Below are 22,219 nucleotides of genomic sequence, written 5' to 3'. Positions count from 1 at the left end.
CGCACTATACAGAACTTAAGTACGCAAGTTGCTAACGCGCCGTCGTACGCGAAATTTAGGAGTTGTCATGGCTGATCCGGCACGCGCTGCCAAGTTGGCGCAGCGGATTAAGGTTGTTGTTGCTGAGGCACTGGGCCGGCGGATCAAGGATCCGCGGGTTGAGGGCATCACTATTACGGATGCCCGCGTCACCAACGATCTTCAGCACGCCACCGTGTACTACACCGTCTTCGGTGACGAAGCCGCTCATTCGGATGCTGTTCGGGCGTTGGAGAAGGCCAAGGGTGTTTTGCGCCAGGAAGTGGGCCGTAACATCACGGTGCGGCTTACTCCTACCTTGGAATTCGTTGCCGACCTTATTCCGGTCAATGCCTCGAACCTTGAGGAGCTGTTGCGCACCGCCAAGCAGCGCGACGCCGAGGTAGCCGCGCTGGCCGCCGGCGCCAAGCACGCAGGCGATGCAGACCCGTACAAGAGCGATGCCCCGCAGGATGCGGACATCGACGAAGACGACTTTGATGAGGAAGACATCGACCTCCGTGCCGATGAAGACATCGACGAAGACGGCGGCAAGTAGTCCAGCGCTTCCCGGACGGGACCGGATCCGCAGCCCTTAGGACTGCAGGATTCGGTCCTTCCTGTTTAACCGTGAAAAGCCGGGCCAAATTGACGGGCCGTCGCTAAGATCGGAGCATGTCGGCGCACGATGCAGCTCAGAGTCCCGAAGACTACCTCGAACACGCCCTGCGGCTCGCGGTTCAAAACGTCGCCGACGGCGGCGGCCCTTTCGGCGCCGTCGTGGTCACCCCGGACGGACGGCTCCATGACGGTGTCAACCGGGTGACTCGCGACAACGACCCCACAGCGCACGCCGAAGTGGTGGCCATCAGGCGGGCTGCGTCGGAACTGGGAAGCTTCGATCTCAGCGGCTCGGTGCTCTACTCAAGCTGCGAACCGTGCCCTTTGTGCCTCTCGGCGGCCCTATGGGGCCGCGTGAGCCGGGTCTACTTTGCCGCGGATCGGCACGGGGCCGCAGCCGCAGGCTTCGACGATGCAGTGTTCTACGAATATTTCGACGGCAACAGGCCTGAACTGCTGCCCGTTCAACATACGGAGGTCGCCGCATCGGAGGCTCCTTTCGATGCCTGGCGCGGTCACAAAAACCGGACCAAATACTGAAACCGGCCGCCGCCAGCCAAAGTGCCGGGCCCTAAACGCGCTCCGGAAGACGCCCGACGCCGTCGAGCAGCTGCTGGTGATCACCGCACAACGCGATCCTGATCCACCCCTCGCCGATGGAACCGAACGCGGTGCCCGGTGCGACGGCCACTCCCGAATCCTTGAGGAACCGGTGCACCCAGGTACGCACGTCCCCTTCGCTCACATGCGAGACGTCCGCCCAGAGATAGAAAGCCCCTTGCGCGCCCAGGAAGGGAATGCCCTTCTCCGCAAGCACTGCCGAGGCGGCGTCGCGGTTGGAACGGTAATGCTCGCGTGCGGTGTCCACATAGTCCTGCGGGCCAGTCAGCGCAGCGACCGCAGCGTACTGGGAAGGCGAAGCCACGCACGAAACGATCGCTTCCATGACGTTGTTCATCTTCCGTTCCAGGCCCGGCGGGCAAATGAGCGCGCCGATCCGCAGCCCGGTGAGCCCGTACGTTTTGGACAAGGTCAGGGACGTGAAGACGCGCGCCTCCCCGGGAACAATGCTGTCGAAGCGGGCGGGGCTCGTGTGCGGAACGTCGAAGGTGAAGGCTTCGTAGCATTCATCCGAAATAATCCACAGATCGTGTTTGACGGCCAATTCCACGAGCTGGCGCGTCGTTTCCTCGCAGATCACCGCGCCCAGGGGATTGGACGGCGAATTCAGGACCAACACCTTGGTCCGGGGCGTGATCAGTGCCTCGATGTCCTCGATGCGGGGTTGGAACTCGTGCTCGGGATAGAGCGGATACTGCACCGGGACGGCGTGCAGCAAATGGCTCGTCATGGCAAAAGTAGGGTAGCCCGGATTGGGAATCAGGATCTCGTCTCCGGGGGAGAGGAGCAGGCTCATTGCGAAATGCAGCCCCTGCTGGGCTCCGTCCACGACGTACACGCGCTCCGCCCCGAGATCCACTTTGTTGTGGGCACGGAACCGATCGGCGAAGGCTTCACGCAGGGCCGGGATCCCGGCATTGGGGGTGTAGTTCGTCTCGTCCCTGTCCAGGCATGCGATCCCCGCGTCCAGGATGTGCCGGGGCAGCGCGAAGCCGGGCTCGCCGATGCTGAGGACAATCGCCCCGGGGGTGCTCCACGCGGCCTCGGTGATCTCGCGGATCTGGTTGACGGGCACTTCGCGGACGTGTGCGGCAAGCTCAGGCATGGGAGCCATCTTAGCCGCGGTCCCGGACCGTTCAGGGAAGCCGCGGGCCGCAGGATGCATGCCCCGGCGCGGATATACTGGGAGGCGTGCTTTCTGGACTGGTAATCGTTGACAAGCCGCAAGGATGGACCAGCCACGATGTGGTTGGACGGATGCGGCGACTGGCCGGTACCCGGAAAGTGGGCCATGCGGGGACCCTGGACCCCATGGCCACCGGGGTGCTTGTGCTTGGTATCAACAAGGCGACTCGGCTGCTGACGTACATTGTCGGCACCTCCAAGACGTACTCCGCCACCATCCGGCTCGGCGAATCAACCATCACGGACGATGCCGAAGGCGACATCACGGAAAGCCGCAGCGCCGCCGGGGTCACCGAGGAAGCCATCCGTGCCGGCGTCGCGCAGCTCAGCGGCGAGATCCAGCAGGTTCCCAGCAGCGTCAGCGCCATCAAGGTCAACGGCGAACGGTCCTACGCGCGCGTCCGTTCGGGGCAAGAGGTCAAGCTCGCAGCACGGCCGGTGACCATCCACCGTTTCGAGATCCACGCCATCCGGAGGGTCGACGACGGCAGGGTGGTAGACATCGACGTGACCGTCGAGTGCTCCTCTGGCACCTACATCCGCGCGCTGGCGCGCGATCTTGGTGAGGCTCTCGGCGTCGGCGGCCATCTCACGGCGCTTCGCCGCACCCAGGTGGGGCCGTACTCCCTGGAGCAGGCCCGCACCCTCGAGCAGCTTGCCGAGGAACTCGAAGTCCTCGACATGTCCGCCGCCGCCCGCGCGCTCATGCCCAACCGGGAGTTGAGCGACGCCGAAACCACCGAGATCTCCTTTGGCCGCAGGATCGCCGCGGGACCCGCTGCAGGCACGGCTGACGCGGCCACCGCCGAGAACCCGGCTGCCGCGTTCTCACCGTCAGGGGAGCTGGTGGCGTTGTTGGCCGATGCGGGGAGTTTCGCCAAGCCCGTCCTGGTGTTCGCCCCCGACAACGAAAAGCAGGCACACTAGCCATGGACGGATACTTTTACGCTGTCCTGGTCGTGGGTTTGCTGTCCACCGTCATTTGCGTCGTGGCGGGCATCATGAAGAAGGCCCCCAACGACGTCACCATCCTGTCCGTTGCCGCCGTCGAACTCGTCCTGCTGGTCTACCTGGTGGGATCGATCATCCGTGTGGCGATGGGTGAAAAGATCGCCGGGGAGCCCTGGGAATTCTGGGGCTACATCATCACGGCGCTCATCCTCCCCGTCGTCGCGGTGTACTGGTCCATCCTGGAGCGGACCCGTTGGAGCAATTTCGTCATGGGCGCCGTGGGCGTCACCGCATTGGTCATGGCGGCCCGCATGAACCAGATCTGGTACTGATATTGGAAGAAGCACACGAAGTGACTGTTGAAACCACCGGGAAGAAGAACCGGGACACCCGCAATACCGGGCCCGGGAGGCTGCTGATTGCGGTCTACGCGGTTTTCGCGATCTCGGCCACGGCCCGTGCCGGCTACCAGATCCTGACCAAGTTCTCGGATGCTCCCTTGGCCCACATCCTCTCGGCCTTCGCCGCCGTGGTGTACATCGTGGCTACAGTCTCCCTCGCGAAGCCGGGCCGCACATGGTTCAAGGTATCGCTTGCGGCCGTCCTCGTGGAGATGGTCGGAGTGGTGGTGGTTGGTGCCATCAGCCTTTTCGATCCTGTGGCTTTCCCGCACGACACCGTGTGGTCCTTGTTCGGACGCGGATACGGCTTTGTGCCGTTGATCCTGCCGGTCCTGGGCCTGTTGTGGCTCTACCGTCGGCGCCCGGCACGGCTCCCGCACTAGAAAACGGGGCTCTGCCACCCGGGCATGCCAGCCCCGGGATAGCGGGTAACCTTAGAGAATTCCGGCGCCGGACCAGGTCGCCGGGCATAGCGAATACCAGCAGTAAAAGGCGAGGTTGATGGTCCACATCTGGAACGATCCCACCGAGGTCCCCGAGGATTTCGGCCCCAGCGTCGTTACCATCGGCAACTTTGACGGCGTCCACCGCGGACACCAGCAGGTGCTGACGCAGCTGTTGCGCACGGCAGGGCAGCACGGTGCCCGGTCCGTCGTCGTGACTTTCGATCCCCACCCGGCCCTGGTCCACCGCCCCGACTCCGCACCGGAGCTCCTCATGGGGCTGCAGGACAAGCTCGATGCGCTGGCCGGCACGGGCGTGGACGCCGTCCTCGTCATGAAGTACAACCTCACGCTGGCGGCCATGACACCGGAGGAATTCGTCGTCAACGTCCTGCTGGACGGGCTTCACGCGGCACACGTTGTGGTGGGCCACGATCTCCGTTTCGGCGTGGGAAATTCCGGCGACGTCGGCACCATGCAGGAATTGGGCAGGAAACTCGGATTCGGCGTCCACGTGGTCAATGAGTTCGGCGCGGAAGGCTTTCCAGTCCACGACGACGGCGGCACGGACCGCCGCTGTTCCTCCACTTGGGTGCGCGAGGCCCTTGCCGAGGGCGACGTCGAGACCGCGGCTGCCGTCCTCGGCCGCCCGCACAGGATGCGCGGCGAAGTGGTCCACGGCGCTGCGCGCGGACGCGCCCTGGGCTTTCCCACGGCGAACCTGGACCACGGCGCCACGGGCTACGTCCCCGCGGATGGAATCTACGCCGGCTGGCTCGTGGACGAATCCGGAACCCGCTGGCCCGCCGCGATTTCGGTGGGTTCCAACCCCACGTTCGACGGTGTGAGCCGCCAGGTGGAAGCGCACGTGATCGACCGCCCGGAGGAGGCCATGGAGGACTTCAACCTGTACGGCCAGACTGTCGTCGTGGAATTTACCGCGCGGCTGCGGGGCATGGTGGCATACCGCGGCCCCGAGGCCCTGGTGGAGCAGATGCGGCTGGACGTCGTCCAGGCCCATGATCTCCTGCTGGACAAGTAGCCCCGCACGTGAGCGTTGAGAAGAACACCCGGCCACTCGACGAAGGCATCGTCAAGGATTTCAGCTCACGCATGAGCTACGGCTCCTACCTGAAGCTGCCCTTGCTGCTCAGCGCCCAGCAACCTGTCAGCCAGCCGGAGCACCATGACGAGCTTTTGTTCATCATCCAGCACCAAACCACCGAGCTTTGGCTGAAGCTGGTCCTGCACGAGCTCCGCAGTGCGGCGGTATGGCTGCGCCAGGACGATCTCGGATCCGCGCTCAAGGCCATCGCACGGGTCAAGCACATCCAGAAGACGCTCACCGAGCAATGGTCGGTTCTCGCTACGCTCACCCCTACGGAGTACTCGCAGTTCCGCGGCTTCCTCGGCAATGCCTCCGGGTTCCAGTCGAGCCAGTACCGCGCGGTCGAGTTCATCCTCGGCAACAAGAACGCCAAGATGTTGCCGGTGTTCGAATCGGATCCGGAGTCCAGGACCATGCTGGAGGAGCTCCTGAACGCCCCGAGCATCTACGACGAATTCCTGGCCTACCTGGACCGGCACGGCTACGACGTTCCACGGTCAGTCCTGGACCGGGATGTGACCCATGCCCACGAGTTTGACCCCGGGCTCTTGCCGCTTTTCAAGCACATCTACGAACATGCCGCAGACAACTGGGCGGCCTACGAAGCCTGCGAGGAACTGGTGGACCTGGAAGACAACTTCCAATTGTGGCGCTTCCGGCACCTCCGTACAGTCCAGCGGACCATCGGCATGAAAACGGGAACCGGAGGCTCAAGCGGTGTTTCCTTCCTGAAGAAGGCGCTCGACCTAACGTTCTTCCCGGAGCTTTTCGCCGTCCGGACCGAGATCGGGCGGTGAGCGGCGCTCCTCTTTGAGGAGGGTCACACGGCAGCTTTCGACAAGATTGCCGGGCTGCCGGTAAACTGAGGGATGGATCCGGCTGCAGTCCGTGGCGGCTGGACCTGTTTTGTGTGCGGTCATCGGCACAACACAACCCGGCAGCGAGGCGCTGAATCGGGACGCACGGCACAACTCTAGGAGTTCACGTGGCACTTGAAGCCGCTGTTAAGCAGTCCATCATCGAGGCATACGCAACGTCCAAGGGCGACACTGGTTCGCCGGAGGTCCAGATTGCAGTCCTGACTCAGCGGATCAAGGATCTGACTGAGCACATGAAGGAGCACAAGCACGACTTCCACACCCAGCGCGGTCTGCTGGCTATGGTTGGTCGTCGCAAGCGCATGCTGGGCTACCTCAAGAAGACTGACATTGCCCGCTACCGTGCGCTCATCGAGCGCCTCGGCCTGCGCCGCTAGTTTGACTTCGGGCGGCCCGATCCTCCGCGGACCGGGCCGCCTTTTCCCCATAACTAAATCCAACACTTAACAGGAGTTCAACCGCATCGCGCATTCGCGGTCCTCGGTAGTGATCCCCGGGAACAGTCTTCTGTGATGAAGGCGCAGCCCGTGGGTCTCGATCGATGACCGGGTGTCGTACAGGCCAGGAACAGACGCTGGCCTGGGTCGATGCGGAAGGACTTCCGCTAAACAAGAAACGGAGGTGACTCTCAATGGAGGGTCCCGAAATCCAGTTCTCAGAAGCCATCATCGACAACGGCCGCTTCGGCAAGCGTGTTATCCGCTTCGAAACCGGCCGCCTCGCCAAGCAGGCAGCCGGCGCCGCGATGGTCTACATCGACGAAGACACCGCACTGCTGTCCGCAACCACCGCAGGCAAGTCCCCGCGTGAAGGCTTCGACTTCTTCCCGCTGACCGTCGACGTCGAAGAGCGCATGTACGCCGCCGGCCGCATCCCGGGCTCGTTCTTCCGCCGTGAAGGCCGCCCGTCCACCGAAGCAATCCTGGCTTGCCGCCTCATGGACCGCCCCCTGCGTCCCGCGTTCGTCAAGGGCCTGCGCAACGAGGTCCAGATCGTCGTCACCGTATTGGCGATCAACCCGGACGAGCTCTACGACGTCGTGGCCATCAACGCCTCGTCCATGTCCACCCAGCTCTCCGGACTCCCGTTCTCCGGCCCGATCGGTGGCGTCCGCGTCGCCCTCATCGCCGACGAACAGGGCACCGAATGGGTTGCTTTCCCGAAGCACTCCCAGCTTGAGAACGCCGTCTTCAACATGGTTGTTGCCGGCCGCATCGCCGGTGACGACGTCGCCATCATGATGGTCGAAGCCGAAGCCACCGACAACTCCTGGAACCTCATCAAGGAACAGGGCGCAACCGCTCCCACCGAAGAGGTCGTTTCCGAGGGCCTCGAGGCCGCCAAGCCGTTCATCAAGGCCCTGTGCGAGGCCCAGGCAGACCTCGCCGCCCGCGCCGCCAAGCCGACGGTTGAGTTCCCCGTCTTCCTGGACTACCAGGATGACGCCTACGCCGCTGTTGAAGCTGCCGCTGCCGAGAAGCTTGCTGCTGTCTTCCAGATCGCCGACAAGCAGGACCGCGACAACGCCTCCGACGAACTCAAGGACGAGGTCCTTGGCGCCCTCGCCGGCGAGTTCGAGGGCCGCGAGAAGGAACTCTCCGCAGCCTTCCGCTCCCTGACCAAGCAGGTTGTCCGCCAGCGCATCCTCAAGGACCAGATCCGCATCGACGGCCGTGGCCTGACGGACATCCGCCAGCTGACTGCCGAGGTAGAGGTCCTGCCCCGCGTTCACGGTTCCGCCATCTTCGAGCGCGGCGAAACCCAGATCATGGGTGTCACCACGCTGAACATGCTCAAGATGGAACAGCAGATCGACTCGCTGTCTCCCGTCACGCGCAAGCGCTACATGCACAACTACAACTTCCCGCCGTACTCCACCGGCGAGACCGGCCGCGTCGGTTCCCCGAAGCGCCGCGAAATCGGCCACGGTGCACTCGCCGAGCGCGCCCTGGTTCCCGTCCTGCCGTCCCGCGAGGAATTCCCGTACGCCATCCGCCAGGTGTCCGAGGCCCTCAGCTCCAACGGTTCGACGTCGATGGGTTCCGTTTGCGCCTCCACGCTGTCCCTGCTCAACGCGGGTGTGCCGCTGAAGGCCGCTGTTGCCGGTATCGCCATGGGCCTGGTTTCCGACCAGGTTGACGGCCAGACCCGCTACGCCGCCCTGACCGACATCCTCGGCGCCGAAGACGCTTTCGGCGACATGGACTTCAAGGTTGCCGGTACTTCCGAGTTCGTCACGGCCATCCAGCTCGACACCAAGCTCGACGGCATCCCGGCGTCGGTCCTGGCTGCAGCCCTGAAGCAGGCCCGCGAAGCCCGCCTGCACATCCTGGACGTCATCAACGCCGCCATCGACACTCCGGACGAGCTCTCCGAGTTCGCACCGCGCGTGATCGCCGTCAACATCCCCGTTGACAAGATCGGTGAGGTCATTGGCCCCAAGGGCAAGATGATCAACCAGATCCAGGAAGACACCGGCGCCGACATCTCCATCGAGGACGACGGCACTGTCTACATCGGCGCTACCAACGGTCCTTCTGCAGAAGCAGCCCGCGCCGCGATCAACGCCATCGCCAACCCGCAGATCCCGGAAATCGGTGAGCGTTACCTGGGCACGGTGGTCAAGACCACCACCTTCGGTGCGTTCGTTTCCCTGACCCCGGGCAAGGACGGCCTGCTGCACATCTCCGAGCTGCGCAAGCTGGCCAGCGGCAAGCGCGTGGACAACGTCGACGACGTCGTCTCTGTGGGCCAGAAGATCCAGGTCGAGATCACCAAGATCGACGACCGCGGCAAGCTCTCCCTCTCCCCGGTTGTGGCCGAGGAAGAAGGCGCCGCCTCTGAAGAAGCTCCCGCCGAAGAGGCTGAAGTTTCCGCCGAGTAGCCTGAACCGGCAAACACGCGGCAGGACCGGTGGACATGTCCACCGGTCCTGCCCGGTTTTAACAACGAATTCCCGTCCCAGGGGCGATGCGCCCGCTGGTACGATTGCAGCCAGATTTGGCACCCATGATTTCACTCAGAACTGAAAGGTCTTGATGACTGTCGTACCCCTCCCATTGGCGCAGACCGTGCCCGGCGGCGAATTGATCCATGGTGCCGAAGGCGGCTCCGTTGTCCGGCGTTCAGTGCTTCCGGGAGGGGTCCGGGTGCTGACCGAGGCCATGCCCGGGCAGCGTTCGGCAACCATCGGATTCTGGGTGGGAGTCGGCTCCCGGGACGAGGCAGACGGCCAGCACGGCTCCACCCATTTCCTCGAGCACCTCTTGTTCAAAGGCACCAAGAAGCGCACCGCCTTGGAAATCGCGTCTGCTTTCGACGAGGTCGGCGGTGAATCGAATGCGGCCACGGCAAAGGAAAGCACATGCTACTTTGCGCGGGTGCTGGACACGGACCTCCCCATGGCCATCGACGTCATTGCCGACATGATCACCGGCGCCGTCCTGGATCCTGCCGAACTTGAACAGGAACGCGACGTGATCCTTGAGGAAATCGCCATGGACAGCGATGACCCCACCGACGTCGCACATGAACACTTTGTGGCCGCCGTACTCGGCGTGCATCCGCTGGGACGCCCGATCGGCGGCACCCCTGCCGCCATCAAGGCAGTGTCCCGCGATTCCGTGTGGGCACACTACCAGCGTTACTACCGGCCGGACGAAATCGTCATCACCGCCGCGGGCGGCCTGGACCACGACGTCGTTTGCAGCCTCGTGCTCGATGCTTTGCGGACGGCCGGGTGGGAGCTGAAGGACACCGCAGCCCCCGTCGAGCGCCGCTCCACCGAACGGGCAGATATCACGGGTACCGCAGGGCTGCATGTGATCAAGCGTCCCGTGGAGCAGGCCAACATCATCATGGGTTGCCCCTCGATCGTGGCTACCGACGATCGTCGCTTCGTGATGAGCGTCCTGAACGCGGTGCTTGGCGGTGGCATGTCTTCGCGCCTCTTCCAGGAGATCCGCGAAAAGCGGGGCCTCGTCTACTCCACCTATTCCTTTGCCTCCGCCTATGCGGACGCAGGCTACTTCGGCATGTACGCCGGCTGTACGCCGTCGAAGGTCAAGCAGGTCCTGGAACTTTTGGGCGCCGAACTGGACAAACTCGCTTCTGACGGAATCACGGACGAAGAACTGCGCAAGGCCGTGGGTCAATTGTGCGGAGGAATCGTCCTGGCCCTTGAAGACACCGGATCCCGGATGTCCCGCCTTGGCCGCGCCGAACTCGTTTCCGGCGAATTCCAGGACATCGACGAAACGCTGGACCGCATCACGGCCGTCACAGCCGGGCAAGTCCAGGAACTCGCCCGGGTCCTCGCCGAAGCCCCCCGCACCGTGACCGTCGTCGGGCCCTTCGAAGAAACAGAGACGTTCGGCCTCTAAGGGACATGCCCCCCGTTGGAGCCTTGGAACGGACATAACCCTGATATGTCCATTTCTGGGTTGGAACAGGGGGCATGTCCGGTGGTGGGCGTTGGATACACCAGTGGGACATGCTCAGCGTTGGGGCCTGGGAACGGACATAACCCTGATATGTGCACTCCTGGTTTGGAACAGGGGGCATGTCCGGTGGGGAAGGCTGGACGCGCCTGCTCGATCGGGAACATGATGGTGACGTATCCATCGTCTTGCGCAGGAGTCGCCATGAACGAGCCATTGAAGAGTCATGCAAACACTGCGCTCGAGGCATTCCTGGGGCATTGGCGGGGGAGCACCGAGCTCGCTGCCTCGCCTTGGGGACCTGCCCGGACTGCCGACGCCGAGGTGACTTTCTCGCGGGCGGCCGGAGGATACGCCTTGGTGCAGAGCTACCGGCACATTGAGCCCGACGGCACCCATTTCGAGGGGCACGGTGTCTTTACGGTTGACCCGGACCACGGGGACACCATGTGGTACTACGTGGACAGCATGGGCCGGCCACCGGAAGCTCCGGCCCGGGGCCATTGGCAGGACGGCACACTCAGGCTTGAGAGGCGTAGCCCTCGCGGGACCGCGAGGCACACTTTCAAGGTGGACGGCGGTGTACTGACCCACATGGCTGAACTGAGGCTCGGAGATGCCGCGACGTTCAGCCCGTTCATGATCTCTGTCTGCAGGCGCGTCTAACTGCCGGCGCGTCTAAGGCCCACGTCCAGCAGGCACGGCATTTAGAGGATCCTGGCCTCCATCGACTCAACGATCCGCGCATCGGGCATGCCCTCGAGCGAGGCCGGTCGTCCAGGTCCAGTCCACACCCTCGTCCGCAAGGTGTTCAGCATTGATTCAGCTTGCTCTCGCCCGGCGAAATCAAGCTCGATCAGGACGCGCTGAGAATCGTCCACGGGCCTGGAGACCCTGTAGGAGACAACGCCGGAGCCGGCGCGATCGGCCGGATCCGAGTCGAACGACCGTTTCCATGCATCGAAGTCGTTCACGGCGTGTTCGATCAGGAGGGTGTACATGGCTGTTCCTTTGCTGTTGCGCGGATAGGCACAGCGTAGGCTCCTTGGGGCCGGGGAACCACCCTTCGGCCGTGGCCGGCTCAGCCCCCGGCAAACGGCGGGAGGACGTCGACGACGTCGTCGGCACCGAGAGCGGCAGAACGGTCGCGGACTGCCACCTCATTGCGCAGGAAGCTGCTGCGCGAAATAATCCGGGCCAGGGGTGGCGTACCAGCCGGTGGTTCCGGACGTTCGACGGCGAGCACGGCCGCGATCAGTCCGTCCAGGCCGGTTCCTTCCGGAAGATCGTGGTGTTCCTCTTCGACGCCTGCGGCGGCGCGTGCAGCAGCGAAGTATCTTACGAGCAAAGCCTCAGCCTCCGATTGCGCTCATGCTGCGGTCCGGCTGGACGAAGTCGGGTGCGCCGAGGCCGGTGTGGTCCATGCCGTGCGCCTTGGGTTTGATCCACATGGCGTCCTGCCAGCGCTGCGCGAGTTCCGCGTCAGACGCTCCGGAGCGAAGTAGTCCCAACAGGTCGAATTCTTCGCGGGAGAACAAGCAGCTCATGATCTTGCCTTCGGCGGTGATCCTTGTGCGCCGGCAATCGGAACAGAACGGTTCGGTGACGGAGGCGATGATGCCGACGGTGCCCAGAAGCGGACCCGCGGCTTCGGCAGATGCCGGGTCCCGGCGTCGTACGTCGAATCGTTCGGCCGGTGCGCCGTCGCGTTCACGCGGGTCCGGACTGAGCACGAAGTCCCGGGAGAGCAGTTCGCGGATCTCGGCCGCGGTGATCATGTCCCGCCGGGTCCAGCCGTGATCGGCGTCCAGCGGCATTTGCTCGATAAAGCGCAGTTCATAGCCGCGATCCAAAGCCCAGGCCAGGAGCTCTGGGGACTCGACGTCGTTGATTCCCCGCATGAGGACGGCGTTGATCTTGACCGGACCCAGGCCTGCAGCCCAGGCGGCATCGACACCGGCCAACACCTTGCCCAGGAAGGGTCGCCTGGTCAGCTTCGTGAACGTCTCTTCGTGCAGGGAGTCGAGGGACACGTTGATGCGCGTGAGCCCGGCTTCCTTGAGCGCTGCCGCCTTTTTGTCGAGTCCTACGCCGTTGGTGGTCATGGAGATCGGCAGGTCGGGATGCGCATCGCGGAGGGCCGAGATGACGTCCACGAGGTCGGCACGGACCAAGGGCTCGCCTCCCGTGAGGCGAAGTTCGCGGACCCCGAGCTGTTCGACGCCGATCCGCACCAAACGGACAATCTCGGCGGCGGTCATCACGGCCTGCTTGGACAACCACTCGAGGCCCTCGGCCGGCATGCAGTACGTGCAGCGCAGATTGCATTTGTCGGTCAGGGACAAGCGCATATCGGTGGCCCGGCGTCCGTAACGGTCGAACAGACCCGGGGGAGTACCGGCAGGACGCGGCGGGGGCGCAGACACGCTGCTTCCCGTCCCGTCGCCCGTGGGGGGCAACGGCATGCCTAGCTGAACACTCATGGGTTCAGGCTACGCCAGGCAGGGCCAGAGCGTGATATCGCCCACCGGTCATGTTCGTCGTCTGCTCCCGTGGGAGGCAACGCACGGCCCGACTTCTTACGGAATGCATACGGTTGGCCCGGCGGCGCCCGGAACACATACCGCGGGCACCATGCGAATCTATGCTGAAGGTGTGAACATGCAGCCCGGCCCCCACGCTGGCGAACTTGGCAATCGCCGAATTCTTCTGGTCGAAGACGAACAGACCATCGCCGACGTTGTCCGGGACTACCTGGTCCAGGCAGGCTTCCAAGTGGATCTCGCGGGGGACGGCTTCACGGCGCTGAGCCTCGCGGCCGCCAGGCGGCCCGACCTTGTCATCCTGGACCGGATGCTGCCCGGACTCGACGGCGTTGAAGTGTGCCGCAGGCTGCGCCTGGCCATGAGCGTTCCCATCATCATGGTCACCGCCCTTGGCACGGAGGACGACCGGATCCTGGGCCTGGAAACCGGAGCTGACGACTACGTCACCAAGCCCTTCTCACCCCGCGAGCTGGTCCTTCGGGTGAAGTCCGTGTTGCGCCGGAGCATCCGGGAATTCAGCCCGGAACCTTCCGTGGAGCTCGCCGGGTTCGCATTGGATCCGGCCTCGCGCACAGTGCTCCAGGATGGCAAACCCCTGATGCTTACGGTGCGTGAGTTCGATCTGCTGGCGTTCCTGCTCCGTCGGCCCAACCAAGTGTTCAGCCGCGAGGATCTCATCAAGGCAGTATGGGGCTGGGACTTCGGCGATTTGTCCACCGTGACGGTCCACGTCCGTCGCTTGCGCGAAAAGATCGAGGACAACCCCACCACCCCGGTGCTTCTCAAGACGGTCTGGGGAGTCGGTTATCGCTTTGACGCGAAGGAAGGTGGACATGCAGCCGGCTGAAATGTTCACGATTCTGGGCTGGATGCTGCTGTGGGCCGTCCTCATCGGCGCCTTGACCCTCGCCTTACTGCGTTTCCTGCGCGGCGCATCGATCCTCGTGCAGATTTGCCTCGTGGTGGTGGCCACCGTTGCTGTCCTCGTAGCGGGGATGGTGAGCGCCTTCAACGCGATGTTCATTTCCGCCCTGGACCTCGAAGTCATGTGGTACATCCTCGGGGTGGCCTCGGCCGTGGCGATCGCGATTTCACTGGTCCTCGGGGCCGGGGTGTCCCGCAACGCCATCCGGCTCGTGGCAGCAACGCGACGCCTTGGCAGCGGAGAAGCCCTCGATGGCTCGTTCCTGCCACAATCAGCATCGCGGCGGGCCGGACCGGCGATGAACTCCGAGCTTGCCCAGCTCGCCCAGGAACTCGAAGCGAGCAGCATCAAACTGGAGGAATCCCGGCGACGTGAGGCCGCCGTCGAAACCGCCCGCCGCGAACTGGTCTCCTGGATCTCTCACGACCTCCGGACCCCCTTGGCCAGCATGCGGGCCATGGCCGAAGCGCTGGAAGACGGCATGGCCTCCGACGTCCCCGCCTACTATCGCAAGATCATCGCCCAGACGGACCAGATGGCAGTCATGGTCAACGACCTCCTGGAATTGTCCAAAATCCAGGCCGGAACGCTCCGGCTGAGCGCAGAATCCCTGGACCTCTATGACCTCGTGAGCGACGCCATCGCGGATCTCGCGCCGCTCGCCGCGCAGCGCGGCATCCGGCTCGACGGCGGCGGCGACCGCGAGTGCATGGCCGTCGCGGATGGCCCGAGCCTGGGAAGGGCCGTCCGGAACGTGCTGCTCAATGCGATTATCTACAGCCGGCCCGACGGCGGGGTCCTGGTTCGCGTCGGACGCGACGGAAGCGACGCCGTCGTCGACGTCGTGGACAGCTGCGGCGGCATCGACGCGGAGGATCTCGCCCACGTCTTCGAGACCGGATGGCAAAAGGACCGTTCCCGGGGAGCGGGAATCCCGGTGGAAGGGGGGCCGCCGCGATACAGCGGGGCCGGAGTGGGACTCAGCATGGTGGCGGGCATCGTGAAGGCGCATGGTGGCACTGTCACGGTGGCGAATACGGGGGAGGGCTGCCGTTTCACGCTCCGCCTTCCCTCGGGTGCACAGGCAACCCCATCCCGCAACGAGGCATTTCCGACACAGACAGTTCCCGCGGACACTATTCCGGCAGAGAGCACCAAACAGGCAGGCATATCATGAGCAGGACCACTTCGAAGAAAGCCACTACCAGGACGGCGGCCCGATGGGCGGCTGCGTGCGGAGTGGTGGCCATCGGACTCGGGGTGGCGGCCGGCGAGTTGCTGGCCGGGTTCCTGAGCCCGTCGGTCTCGCCCGTCACCGCACTGGGCGGTGTGGTGATCGACGCCGTGCCGGGTTGGGCCAAGGAACTGGCCGTCAACCTCTTCGGCACCGCCGACAAACTTGCCTTGATCGTCAGCATCGCCCTGGTGACCCTGATCCTCGCCGCGGTCGCCGGCCTCCTGGAGTATCGGCGAAAGGGAGCGGGGCTGGCGCTTGCCTTGCTCGCCGGAGCGGCAGGGCTGGCCGCCGTGCTGACCCGCGCCCAAGCCGCGCCCACAGCGGCCATCGCCCCCGTCGTGGCCACCGTGGTCACCATGCTTTTCCTCCGGCTCCTGATCCAGCGGCTCGAAACGTGGCGGCCCGTGCCCGAGGCAGCCGACATGCCATTGGCCCGCCGAAGCTTCATGCAATTGCTGGGTGGAAGCGCGATCGCAGCCGTCGTCGTAGGGATCGTGACGACGGTGGTGCGCAGGGCAGGTACAGTGGCATCCGATTTCCGCCGCGGGGTGGCCCTTCCCGCCCCGGTGGCACCCCCGCAAAAGGTTCCCGACGGCGCTGCACTCACCTTGGCGGGTCTGCAGCCGCTCGTCACGCCGAACCCCGACTTCTACCGGATCGACACGGCACTGATCCCGCCAGCCGTGAATCCGCCGGACTGGACCCTCAAGGTGACCGGTTTGGTGGAACGCGAAGTCCAGTTGGATTTCGCCACGCTGCTGACCAAGCCGATGATCGAGCGCTACGTGACCATCGCTTGCGTGTCCAACGAAGTCGGCGGAGACCTGATCGGCAACGCCCTCTGGCTGGGCTGGCCGGTCCGCGAACTCCTCGCCATGGCCGGGCCCAAGCCCGGGGCGGACATGGTGCTGTCCCGCAGCACTGACGGCTGGACTGCCGGAACCCCCCTCGAAGCGCTCACCGACAATCGCGACGCGATCATCGCCGTCGGAATGAACGGCGAACCCTTGCCGCTGGAGCACGGCTTCCCCGTCCGGATGGTCGTCCCGGGCCTCTACGGATATGTTTCGGCCACCAAATGGCTGACGGAACTTAAGGTCACTCGTTTCGCTGACGACCAGGGCTACTGGGTTCCCCGCGGTTGGAGCGACCACGGTCCCATCAAGACGCAGTCCCGCATCGACGTGCCGCGGGACGGCCGCTCGGTCAAGGCCGGAACGGTCCAGTTCGGCGGTGTCGCCTGGGCTCAACACCGCGGCGTTTCCCGGGTGGAGTTGCGCGTCGACCGCGGCAATTGGCAGGAAGCCAAGCTCGCCCCTGGGATCTCCTCGGACACGTGGTACCAATGGCAGCTGGGCCTTGAGTTGGGCTCCGGGAACCATGAAGTCCAAGTCCGTGCCACCGATGCCACGGGTACCCCTCAGCCCGAAGCCCAAACTCCCGTAGCCCCGAACGGCGCCACGGGGTTCCACACCATCCATGTCTCCGCCAACTGACATTAGGCTGTGTAGGTCTGAGCGAAACAACCCGGGAGGAACCCTCGTGGCACGATCCGTCGCAGCCCACCGCCAAGCCGTCCAGGAGCTGCTGTCCGGCCTTGCACGCAAAGGGGGCACCGAAGAGCTGCCGTTGATGGGGGCGCTCGGCCGGGTACTCGCCGCCGACGTCTTGGCTCCGCTGAGCCTGCCGCCCTTCGCGAACTCCCAGATGGACGGTTTTGCCGTCCGGGCAGCGGACCTGGCCCCCCACGCAGGGAGCGACGCCGGTGCGGAGCTGACGGTAGTGGATCCCGTCCCGGCCGGCGCGGCACCGGTCCGACTCATGCCCGGCACAGCGGCCCCGATCATGACCGGCGCCATGATGCCCGAGGGTGCGGACGCCGTCGTACCTATCGAACAGGCAGTGCCTGATGTCTTTCCCGCCCCCGGTGTGGCAGCAACCGTCCGTCTTCCCACCACCGAGCCGGGGACGTTCGTTCGCGACGCCGGGAGCGACATCGCCGCGGGAACCGTTGCCTTGCGCGCTGGAACGTCGCTCGGTCCCGGGCAATTGGGGCTGCTCGCCGCCTTGGGGATGACCGCCGTCGAGGTCCGGACGCCTGTACGCGTGCTTCTGGTGACCACCGGCGACGAAGTCGTGGAACCCGGTACGTCCCTGCCGGAAGGCAAGATCTACGATTCCAACGGAACCCTGCTTGAAGCCGCCATGCTGCAGTCCGGCCTCCACGTCACGCGGACGGGAATCAGCGGCGACGATCCCGCCGGGCTGCTGGCGCTCCTCCGCGGCCAGAGCGGAATCGTCGATCTCATCGTCAGCACCGGTGGCGTCAGCAAGGGCGCCTACGAAGTGGTCCGGCAGGCCATGATGGGCCAGCCGGTCGAATTCGTGTCGGTGGCCATGCAACCCGGCGGCCCCCAGGGGATCGGGACGTTCGACGGACTGCCCTTCCTGGGATTCCCCGGCAATCCGGTGAGCTGCCTCGTGTCCTTCGAAATGTTCCTTCGCCCGGCGCTCGCCGCCGTCGTGGGAAGCCCCGCCTTGCGTCCGAGCCTGCAGGCGCGCCTCGCGGAGTCTCTGACCTCGCCCGCCGGCAAGCACCAGGTCCGCCGAGGCACGCTGCTTCCCGGCGGAACGGTCAGGCTTGAAGGGGGCCCAGGGTCCCATCTGATCCATGCGCTCGCCAACTCGAACGCGCTCGTCCAGGTGCCGGCAGCCGTCACGGAACTCGACGCCGGGGCGGAAGTGGAAGTATGGATGTTGTGAATGACACTCCAGAGCCCGCAGACGTCGTCGGCGGCCCCACCCACTCGCGCCAGGATGGCGGCGCCCTCACGCACTTGCGCCAGGACGGAACAGCCCAAATGGTCGATGTCTCCGGGAAGGCCGTGACCACCCGGGAGGCGACCGCCACCGCCACCGTCCACAGCACGTCCGAGGTGCTCACCCTGCTCGGCGCCGGTGAGCTACCGAAAGGCGACGCCCTTGCAGTGGCGCGCGTTGCCGGCATCATGGCAGCCAAGAAGACGCCCGAACTCATCCCGCTGTGCCACCCGCTGCCGATTTCAAAGGTCACGGTGGACTTCGAACTCGGCCCGGACACGGTAGTTGTCCTGGCAACGGTGAAGACCAAGGGCGTCACGGGCGTGGAGATGGAAGCTTTGACTGCCGCCTCCGTGGCTGCATTGAGCGTCTACGACATGATCAAGGCAGTGGATAAGCACGCCGTCATCAGCGGCATCCAAGTGCTGGCCAAGAGCGGCGGAAAGAGCGGTGACTGGGCCCTTCCTGCTTCGTCGGGCGCGCCCGACGAAGGAGTGCGGGCATGAACGCGTGCGAACCCCGCCGTGGCCCGCGGAAGGCTGGCGTTGTCATCGCGTCCAACCGCGCCGCGGCAGGAATCTACGAGGACAAGAGCGGCCCCGTGATCCTGGACTGGTTGGTCGAACACGGCTACGAGACTTTCCCCGTCATGGTGGTGCCGGATGGCGAGCCGGTCGGTGCCGCCATCCGTGCGCTGCTGACCCAGGAACCCGCCGTCGTTATTACCAGCGGCGGTACCGGGCTGAGCCCCGATGACCGCACTCCGGAAGTCACCCTGCCTTTGCTGGATCGCGAAATACCAGGGCTCATGGAAGGCATCCGCCGCGCCGGAGCGGCCAAGACCCCCATGGCGATGCTGAGCCGGGGCCATGCCGGTACGGCCGGCAAGACGTTCATTGTGAACCTGCCGGGTTCGCCCAAGGGCGTGATGGACGGCCTTGCCGTCCTTGATCCCGTCATCGCCCACCTTTGCGATCAATTGGAGGGAAGCCATGACCACTGAAACCGACTTCGAAGTCGTCAGTGCGATCCTCAGCGCGGAGCCGATTTCCGTGGTCCAGGCCATAGCGGCCGTGGAATCGGACACCGCGGGAGCGGTGGTGAGCTTCAGCGGTGTGGTCCGGAACCACGACGGCGGCAAACCTGTCGACAGGCTCAGCTACAGCGCCCACCCCACGGCGCACCAGGTCATGGCCGACGTCGTCGCGACGCTCGTGGCGGAGCACTCGGGGGAGGCCGCCCAGCCTGTCCGTATCTGGGCCGCCCACAGGATCGGCATGCTTGAGGTTGGCGACCCTGCGCTCGTGTGCGCCGTTGCCGCTGCACACCGCGGGCAAGCCTTCGCGGTGTGCTCGGAGCTTGTGGACAGGATCAAAGCCCAAGTGCCCATCTGGAAGGAACAGTTCTTCAGCGACGGCACGGTCGAGTGGGTCGGGGCTGGGGAGTAGGGCGCTTCCCGTCGAAATCGCCGGAACGGTGCCGGTTCGCCGGAGCGTTCGGGCGAACCGGCACAGTTCCGGCGACCCCACGTTGGGGGCAGCCACCAACCGGTAGGGTTAAGGGCATGACCGAACAACTTGCTGTCGCCGTGCTGGGCGCCCAGGGGCGCATGGGTATCGAAGCCGTGAACGCGGTGAAGGCAGCCTCCGATATGAAGCTCGTCGCGGCGCTCGGCCGCGGCGATTCCCTTGACACCTTGCTCGACGCCGGCGCCAAGTATGTCGTTGACCTGACCGTTCCGGACAGCACCGAAGCGAACGTCCGTTTCGCCGTCGAACACGGGATGCATGCTGTTGTCGGGACCACCGGCTGGGACGCCGCGCGGCTTGACGCGTTGCGCGGCTTGCTTGCGGCGAACCCGGAGTCGGGCGTCCTCATCGCCCCCAACTTCGCCCTCGGTTCCGTCCTCGCCTCCGCCTTCGCGGCCAAGGCCTCCAAGTATTTCGAATCGGTGGAAATCATCGAACTGCACCACCCCAACAAAGTGGACGCGCCTTCGGGCACGGCCGTCCGCACGGCCCAGCTCATTGCCGCCGCCCGCGAAGAAGCCGGCGTCCCGGCAAGCCCGGATGCCACGAACAGCGCCCTTGACGGTGCCCGCGGTTGTGACGTGGACGGTGTCCGCGTCCACAGCGTCCGCCTGCGCGGACTCGTGGCACACCAGGAAGTGCTCCTCGGCGGCCCAGGAGAGCAACTGACCATCCGTCACGATTCCTTCGACCGGGCATCCTTCATGCCTGGAGTGTTGCTGGGACTGCGCAATGTGGCGTCCCACCCCGGGCTGACGGTCGGCCTGGACGGCTATCTGGACCTGGGGCTGTAGGCGCATGGGCCCGCTTTGGAACGCATTCAAGGAGAACCGCACCAAGATCTGGGTGGGTGCCGTCACCCTCTTGTTGGTTCTCTACCTCGTGGTCACGTTCGAACGCTCGATCCTGCTGCTCAGTGACGCGAACCTGGTCGCCAAGGGAATCGGCGCTGCCTACCTGGTGCTTCCCATCATCGGAGCCTGGGCATTGATCCGCGAGCTTGTGTTCGGTGCCCGCACGGAGAAGATGGCAAAGGTGCTCGAAGCCGAGGGCGGGCTGCCCGTGGACAACTTGCCCCGCACGCCGGGGGGCCGCATCGTGCGCGCCGCCGCGGACGCCGAGTTTGAGAAGTACCGTGTGGAGGCCGAGGCCGCCCCCGAAGACTGGCGTTCCTGGTTCCGGCTCAGCTGCGCGTACGACGCCGCCGGCGACCGCAAGCGCGCGAGGGAATCCATGCGCGACGCCGTGCGCCTCTTCCGCTCTGAGCCCACCGCAGCTGAGCGATAGCGGCTGTCGCCTCTAAGGAAACACCTTGTATTCGAATATATGTTCGAATACCATGGCTGCATGAACGATCCTTCGAAGCGGCCGAACGGCTATCCCCAAGGCCTGGACGGGCCCATGAAGGCGATGAGTCCGGGTGTCGTCGATTTCCTCTTCCGGCAGTTAGTGGCGGGCGAGCCTCCCGAAGATGTGCAGTGGCGGCACGAGGGAACCGTTCTGGCCGAACAGCAGCCGGGCGCCGAACTCGCCAGACGGCTCGCGGAGACTGACCTCGAATCGTTGACCCCTGTTGAATTGTTCGACTATGTGCGGGCCGCCCAACGACTCGGGGCGTGGGCGGACCGCTTGCGGGAGTCTGCGGTTGCCCGGTATTGCTCGCCCGAGACGCCAGCGAAGCCCGGGCGCCATAGCGACGCTTCATCTGTCACTTTCAGAAGCTGACTGCGCAAACCTTCCCGTGGTTTCGGGGGTTGTGCAGATGACTTGTGAACACTGGCCGGTCGGTACTCCTCTGCGCTAAGGTCGCTTCTGTTCGGCACTCCTGTTCCCAAAGGATGCAGGCATGGACACCGATCCGGTTCGCATTGTTGCGCGGGGAGAACTGACGATGTCGGATGCCGCGTGGGAACTGGCCAGAAGCCGGACTTCAGTGATCGGGGCGTTGGCGTCGCAGGGCTCGATAGGGATTGCGGCCGTGCGCCGATTCGGCCGCGACAGCGCCTCGCCGACGTCGAGCGTCTGGCGCTCTCCTTGGTGCGTGAGGTGGGTGTTCGGATGTTGGTGATCGATGAGTTCCACAACGTTCTCGCCGGGCGGGGTGAGCCACGGCGTGAGTTCCCGAACCTGCTCCGCTTTCTGGGCAACGAGCTCCACATTCCCCTCGTCGGGGTGGGCACGCGTGAGGCATACCTTGCCGTGAGGTCAGATGACCAGTTCGAGAACAGATTCGAACCGTTCGTCTTGCCGCCATGGGAGGTGGGCGACGAAACCCGGTCGCTGCTGGCCAGCTTCGCCGCCTCGTTCCCCCTCCACTCACCGTCCTCGATCGATACCGAGGACATGGCCCGGTACCTGCTCGCCCGTAGCGAGGGCACCAAATCGGAGAACTCGCCCGCCTTCTGACTGCCGCCGCGGTCGCCGTAGTTGAAAGCGGGGAAGAGAGGATCAATCACCGGACGCTGACCATGGCCGACTGCACCGGCCCCAGCGAACG

At 64.9% G+C, this 22,219-nt stretch carries 26 protein-coding genes; 22 read left to right on the top strand and 4 right to left on the bottom strand.

What is annotated here, in order from left to right:
- The first annotated feature begins 67 nt into the window (after positions 1 to 67).
- Together rbfA and QRN59_RS18710 are read left to right on the top strand one after the other, a co-directional pair.
- Positions 68 to 577, top strand: a complete 510-nt coding sequence (gene rbfA / locus QRN59_RS18715; protein WP_236816645.1) for a 30S ribosome-binding factor RbfA — start codon at positions 68 to 70, stop codon at positions 575 to 577.
- A gap of 116 nt (positions 578 to 693) precedes the next feature.
- Positions 694 to 1,179, top strand: coding sequence for a nucleoside deaminase (locus QRN59_RS18710; RefSeq protein WP_284983957.1), 486 nt, complete (start codon positions 694 to 696; stop codon positions 1,177 to 1,179).
- 31 nt (positions 1,180 to 1,210) lie between these two features.
- On the opposite strand, the gene QRN59_RS18705 is transcribed toward QRN59_RS18710, so the two are convergent.
- Positions 1,211 to 2,365 (bottom strand): pyridoxal phosphate-dependent aminotransferase, encoded by a 1,155-nt coding sequence (locus QRN59_RS18705; protein WP_284983956.1) that lies wholly within the window; start codon positions 2,363 to 2,365, stop codon positions 1,211 to 1,213.
- Between the two features lie 86 nt (positions 2,366 to 2,451).
- On the opposite strand from QRN59_RS18705, the gene truB reads away from it, so the two are divergent.
- From truB to QRN59_RS18660, 9 genes are all read left to right on the top strand, one after another.
- Complete coding sequence (gene truB, locus QRN59_RS18700) at positions 2,452 to 3,372, top strand: tRNA pseudouridine(55) synthase TruB (RefSeq protein ID WP_284983955.1); 921 nt, start codon at positions 2,452 to 2,454, stop codon at positions 3,370 to 3,372.
- 2 nt (positions 3,373 to 3,374) lie between these two features.
- Positions 3,375 to 3,728 (top strand): hypothetical protein, encoded by a 354-nt coding sequence (locus QRN59_RS18695; protein ID WP_284983954.1) that lies wholly within the window; start codon positions 3,375 to 3,377, stop codon positions 3,726 to 3,728.
- A 2-nt stretch (positions 3,729 to 3,730) separates the two neighbouring features.
- A complete protein-coding gene (locus QRN59_RS18690; RefSeq protein WP_441414615.1) occupies positions 3,731 to 4,180 on the top strand; it encodes a hypothetical protein in 450 nt (149 codons plus the stop codon).
- 118 nt (positions 4,181 to 4,298) lie between these two features.
- Entirely contained in the window at positions 4,299 to 5,282 is a 984-nt protein-coding gene (locus tag QRN59_RS18685) for a bifunctional riboflavin kinase/FAD synthetase (RefSeq protein WP_284983953.1), read from the top strand.
- A gap of 8 nt (positions 5,283 to 5,290) precedes the next feature.
- Positions 5,291 to 6,145, top strand: a complete 855-nt coding sequence (kynA, locus tag QRN59_RS18680; RefSeq protein WP_284983952.1) for a tryptophan 2,3-dioxygenase — start codon at positions 5,291 to 5,293, stop codon at positions 6,143 to 6,145.
- A 188-nt stretch (positions 6,146 to 6,333) separates the two neighbouring features.
- Positions 6,334 to 6,603: a 30S ribosomal protein S15 gene (gene rpsO / locus QRN59_RS18675; protein ID WP_028266602.1), complete on the top strand. Its 270-nt coding sequence runs from the start codon at positions 6,334 to 6,336 to the stop codon at positions 6,601 to 6,603.
- 254 nt (positions 6,604 to 6,857) lie between these two features.
- A complete protein-coding gene (locus QRN59_RS18670; protein WP_284983951.1) occupies positions 6,858 to 9,110 on the top strand; it encodes a polyribonucleotide nucleotidyltransferase in 2,253 nt (750 codons plus the stop codon).
- Between the two features lie 154 nt (positions 9,111 to 9,264).
- Positions 9,265 to 10,608, top strand: a complete 1,344-nt coding sequence (locus tag QRN59_RS18665; RefSeq protein WP_284983950.1) for a M16 family metallopeptidase — start codon at positions 9,265 to 9,267, stop codon at positions 10,606 to 10,608.
- A gap of 261 nt (positions 10,609 to 10,869) precedes the next feature.
- Positions 10,870 to 11,331: a DUF1579 family protein gene (locus QRN59_RS18660; RefSeq protein ID WP_284983949.1), complete on the top strand. Its 462-nt coding sequence runs from the start codon at positions 10,870 to 10,872 to the stop codon at positions 11,329 to 11,331.
- A gap of 41 nt (positions 11,332 to 11,372) precedes the next feature.
- Here the strand turns inward: QRN59_RS18660 and QRN59_RS18655 are convergent, their stop codons facing one another.
- The 3 genes from QRN59_RS18655 to moaA all read right to left on the bottom strand — a co-directional run bounded on the left by QRN59_RS18655 (position 11,373) and on the right by moaA (position 13,148).
- Entirely contained in the window at positions 11,373 to 11,666 is a 294-nt protein-coding gene (locus tag QRN59_RS18655) for a hypothetical protein (protein WP_284983948.1), read from the bottom strand.
- An 80-nt stretch (positions 11,667 to 11,746) separates the two neighbouring features.
- Entirely contained in the window at positions 11,747 to 12,013 is a 267-nt protein-coding gene (locus QRN59_RS18650) for a MoaD/ThiS family protein (RefSeq protein ID WP_234753108.1), read from the bottom strand.
- 4 nt (positions 12,014 to 12,017) lie between these two features.
- Positions 12,018 to 13,148 carry a GTP 3',8-cyclase MoaA gene (moaA, locus tag QRN59_RS18645; RefSeq protein WP_284983947.1) on the bottom strand — a complete coding sequence of 377 codons (1,131 nt, stop codon included), beginning with the start codon at positions 13,146 to 13,148 and terminating at the stop codon, positions 12,018 to 12,020.
- Positions 13,149 to 13,326: 178 nt separating this feature from the next.
- Here moaA and QRN59_RS18640 point away from each other — a divergent pair, with 178 nt between their 5' ends.
- The 11 genes from QRN59_RS18640 to QRN59_RS18590 all read left to right on the top strand — a co-directional run bounded on the left by QRN59_RS18640 (position 13,327) and on the right by QRN59_RS18590 (position 22,128).
- The gene (locus QRN59_RS18640) at positions 13,327 to 14,058 is read left to right on the top strand and encodes a response regulator transcription factor (protein ID WP_284984077.1); all 732 of its coding nucleotides are present in this window, start codon (positions 13,327 to 13,329) and stop codon (positions 14,056 to 14,058) included.
- Positions 14,045 to 15,313, top strand: a complete 1,269-nt coding sequence (locus QRN59_RS18635) for a sensor histidine kinase (protein ID WP_284983946.1) — start codon at positions 14,045 to 14,047, stop codon at positions 15,311 to 15,313. The genes QRN59_RS18640 and QRN59_RS18635 overlap by 14 nt, the downstream gene beginning before the upstream one ends.
- Positions 15,310 to 16,869 (top strand): molybdopterin-dependent oxidoreductase, encoded by a 1,560-nt coding sequence (locus QRN59_RS18630; protein WP_284983945.1) that lies wholly within the window; start codon positions 15,310 to 15,312, stop codon positions 16,867 to 16,869. Before QRN59_RS18635 ends, QRN59_RS18630 begins: the two co-directional genes overlap by 4 nt.
- A gap of 46 nt (positions 16,870 to 16,915) precedes the next feature.
- Positions 16,916 to 18,136 carry a molybdopterin molybdotransferase MoeA gene (locus QRN59_RS18625; protein ID WP_284983944.1) on the top strand — a complete coding sequence of 407 codons (1,221 nt, stop codon included), beginning with the start codon at positions 16,916 to 16,918 and terminating at the stop codon, positions 18,134 to 18,136.
- A complete protein-coding gene (moaC, locus tag QRN59_RS18620; RefSeq protein ID WP_284983943.1) occupies positions 18,124 to 18,699 on the top strand; it encodes a cyclic pyranopterin monophosphate synthase MoaC in 576 nt (191 codons plus the stop codon). The genes QRN59_RS18625 and moaC overlap by 13 nt, the downstream gene beginning before the upstream one ends.
- Positions 18,696 to 19,196, top strand: a complete 501-nt coding sequence (locus tag QRN59_RS18615; protein ID WP_234753113.1) for a MogA/MoaB family molybdenum cofactor biosynthesis protein — start codon at positions 18,696 to 18,698, stop codon at positions 19,194 to 19,196. The genes moaC and QRN59_RS18615 overlap by 4 nt, the downstream gene beginning before the upstream one ends.
- Positions 19,186 to 19,641 carry a molybdenum cofactor biosynthesis protein MoaE gene (locus tag QRN59_RS18610; protein ID WP_284983942.1) on the top strand — a complete coding sequence of 152 codons (456 nt, stop codon included), beginning with the start codon at positions 19,186 to 19,188 and terminating at the stop codon, positions 19,639 to 19,641. The genes QRN59_RS18615 and QRN59_RS18610 overlap by 11 nt, the downstream gene beginning before the upstream one ends.
- Positions 19,642 to 19,757: 116 nt before the next feature.
- The gene (gene dapB / locus QRN59_RS18605) at positions 19,758 to 20,516 is read left to right on the top strand and encodes a 4-hydroxy-tetrahydrodipicolinate reductase (RefSeq protein WP_284983941.1); all 759 of its coding nucleotides are present in this window, start codon (positions 19,758 to 19,760) and stop codon (positions 20,514 to 20,516) included.
- Positions 20,517 to 20,520: 4 nt separating this feature from the next.
- Positions 20,521 to 21,009: a hypothetical protein gene (locus QRN59_RS18600; RefSeq protein WP_284983940.1), complete on the top strand. Its 489-nt coding sequence runs from the start codon at positions 20,521 to 20,523 to the stop codon at positions 21,007 to 21,009.
- A 60-nt stretch (positions 21,010 to 21,069) separates the two neighbouring features.
- Entirely contained in the window at positions 21,070 to 21,447 is a 378-nt protein-coding gene (locus QRN59_RS18595; protein ID WP_350225248.1) for a hypothetical protein, read from the top strand.
- A gap of 180 nt (positions 21,448 to 21,627) precedes the next feature.
- The gene (locus tag QRN59_RS18590; RefSeq protein WP_502871085.1) at positions 21,628 to 22,128 is read left to right on the top strand and encodes a TniB family NTP-binding protein; all 501 of its coding nucleotides are present in this window, start codon (positions 21,628 to 21,630) and stop codon (positions 22,126 to 22,128) included.
- Positions 22,129 to 22,219: the final 91 nt, after the last annotated feature.

It is taken from the genome of Arthrobacter sp. efr-133-TYG-118 (assembly GCF_030209755.1).
Classification (GTDB): domain Bacteria; phylum Actinomycetota; class Actinomycetes; order Actinomycetales; family Micrococcaceae; genus Arthrobacter.
Note: the sequence above shows the minus strand (reverse complement) of the source record. Positions and strands in the feature narration are given on the sequence as shown.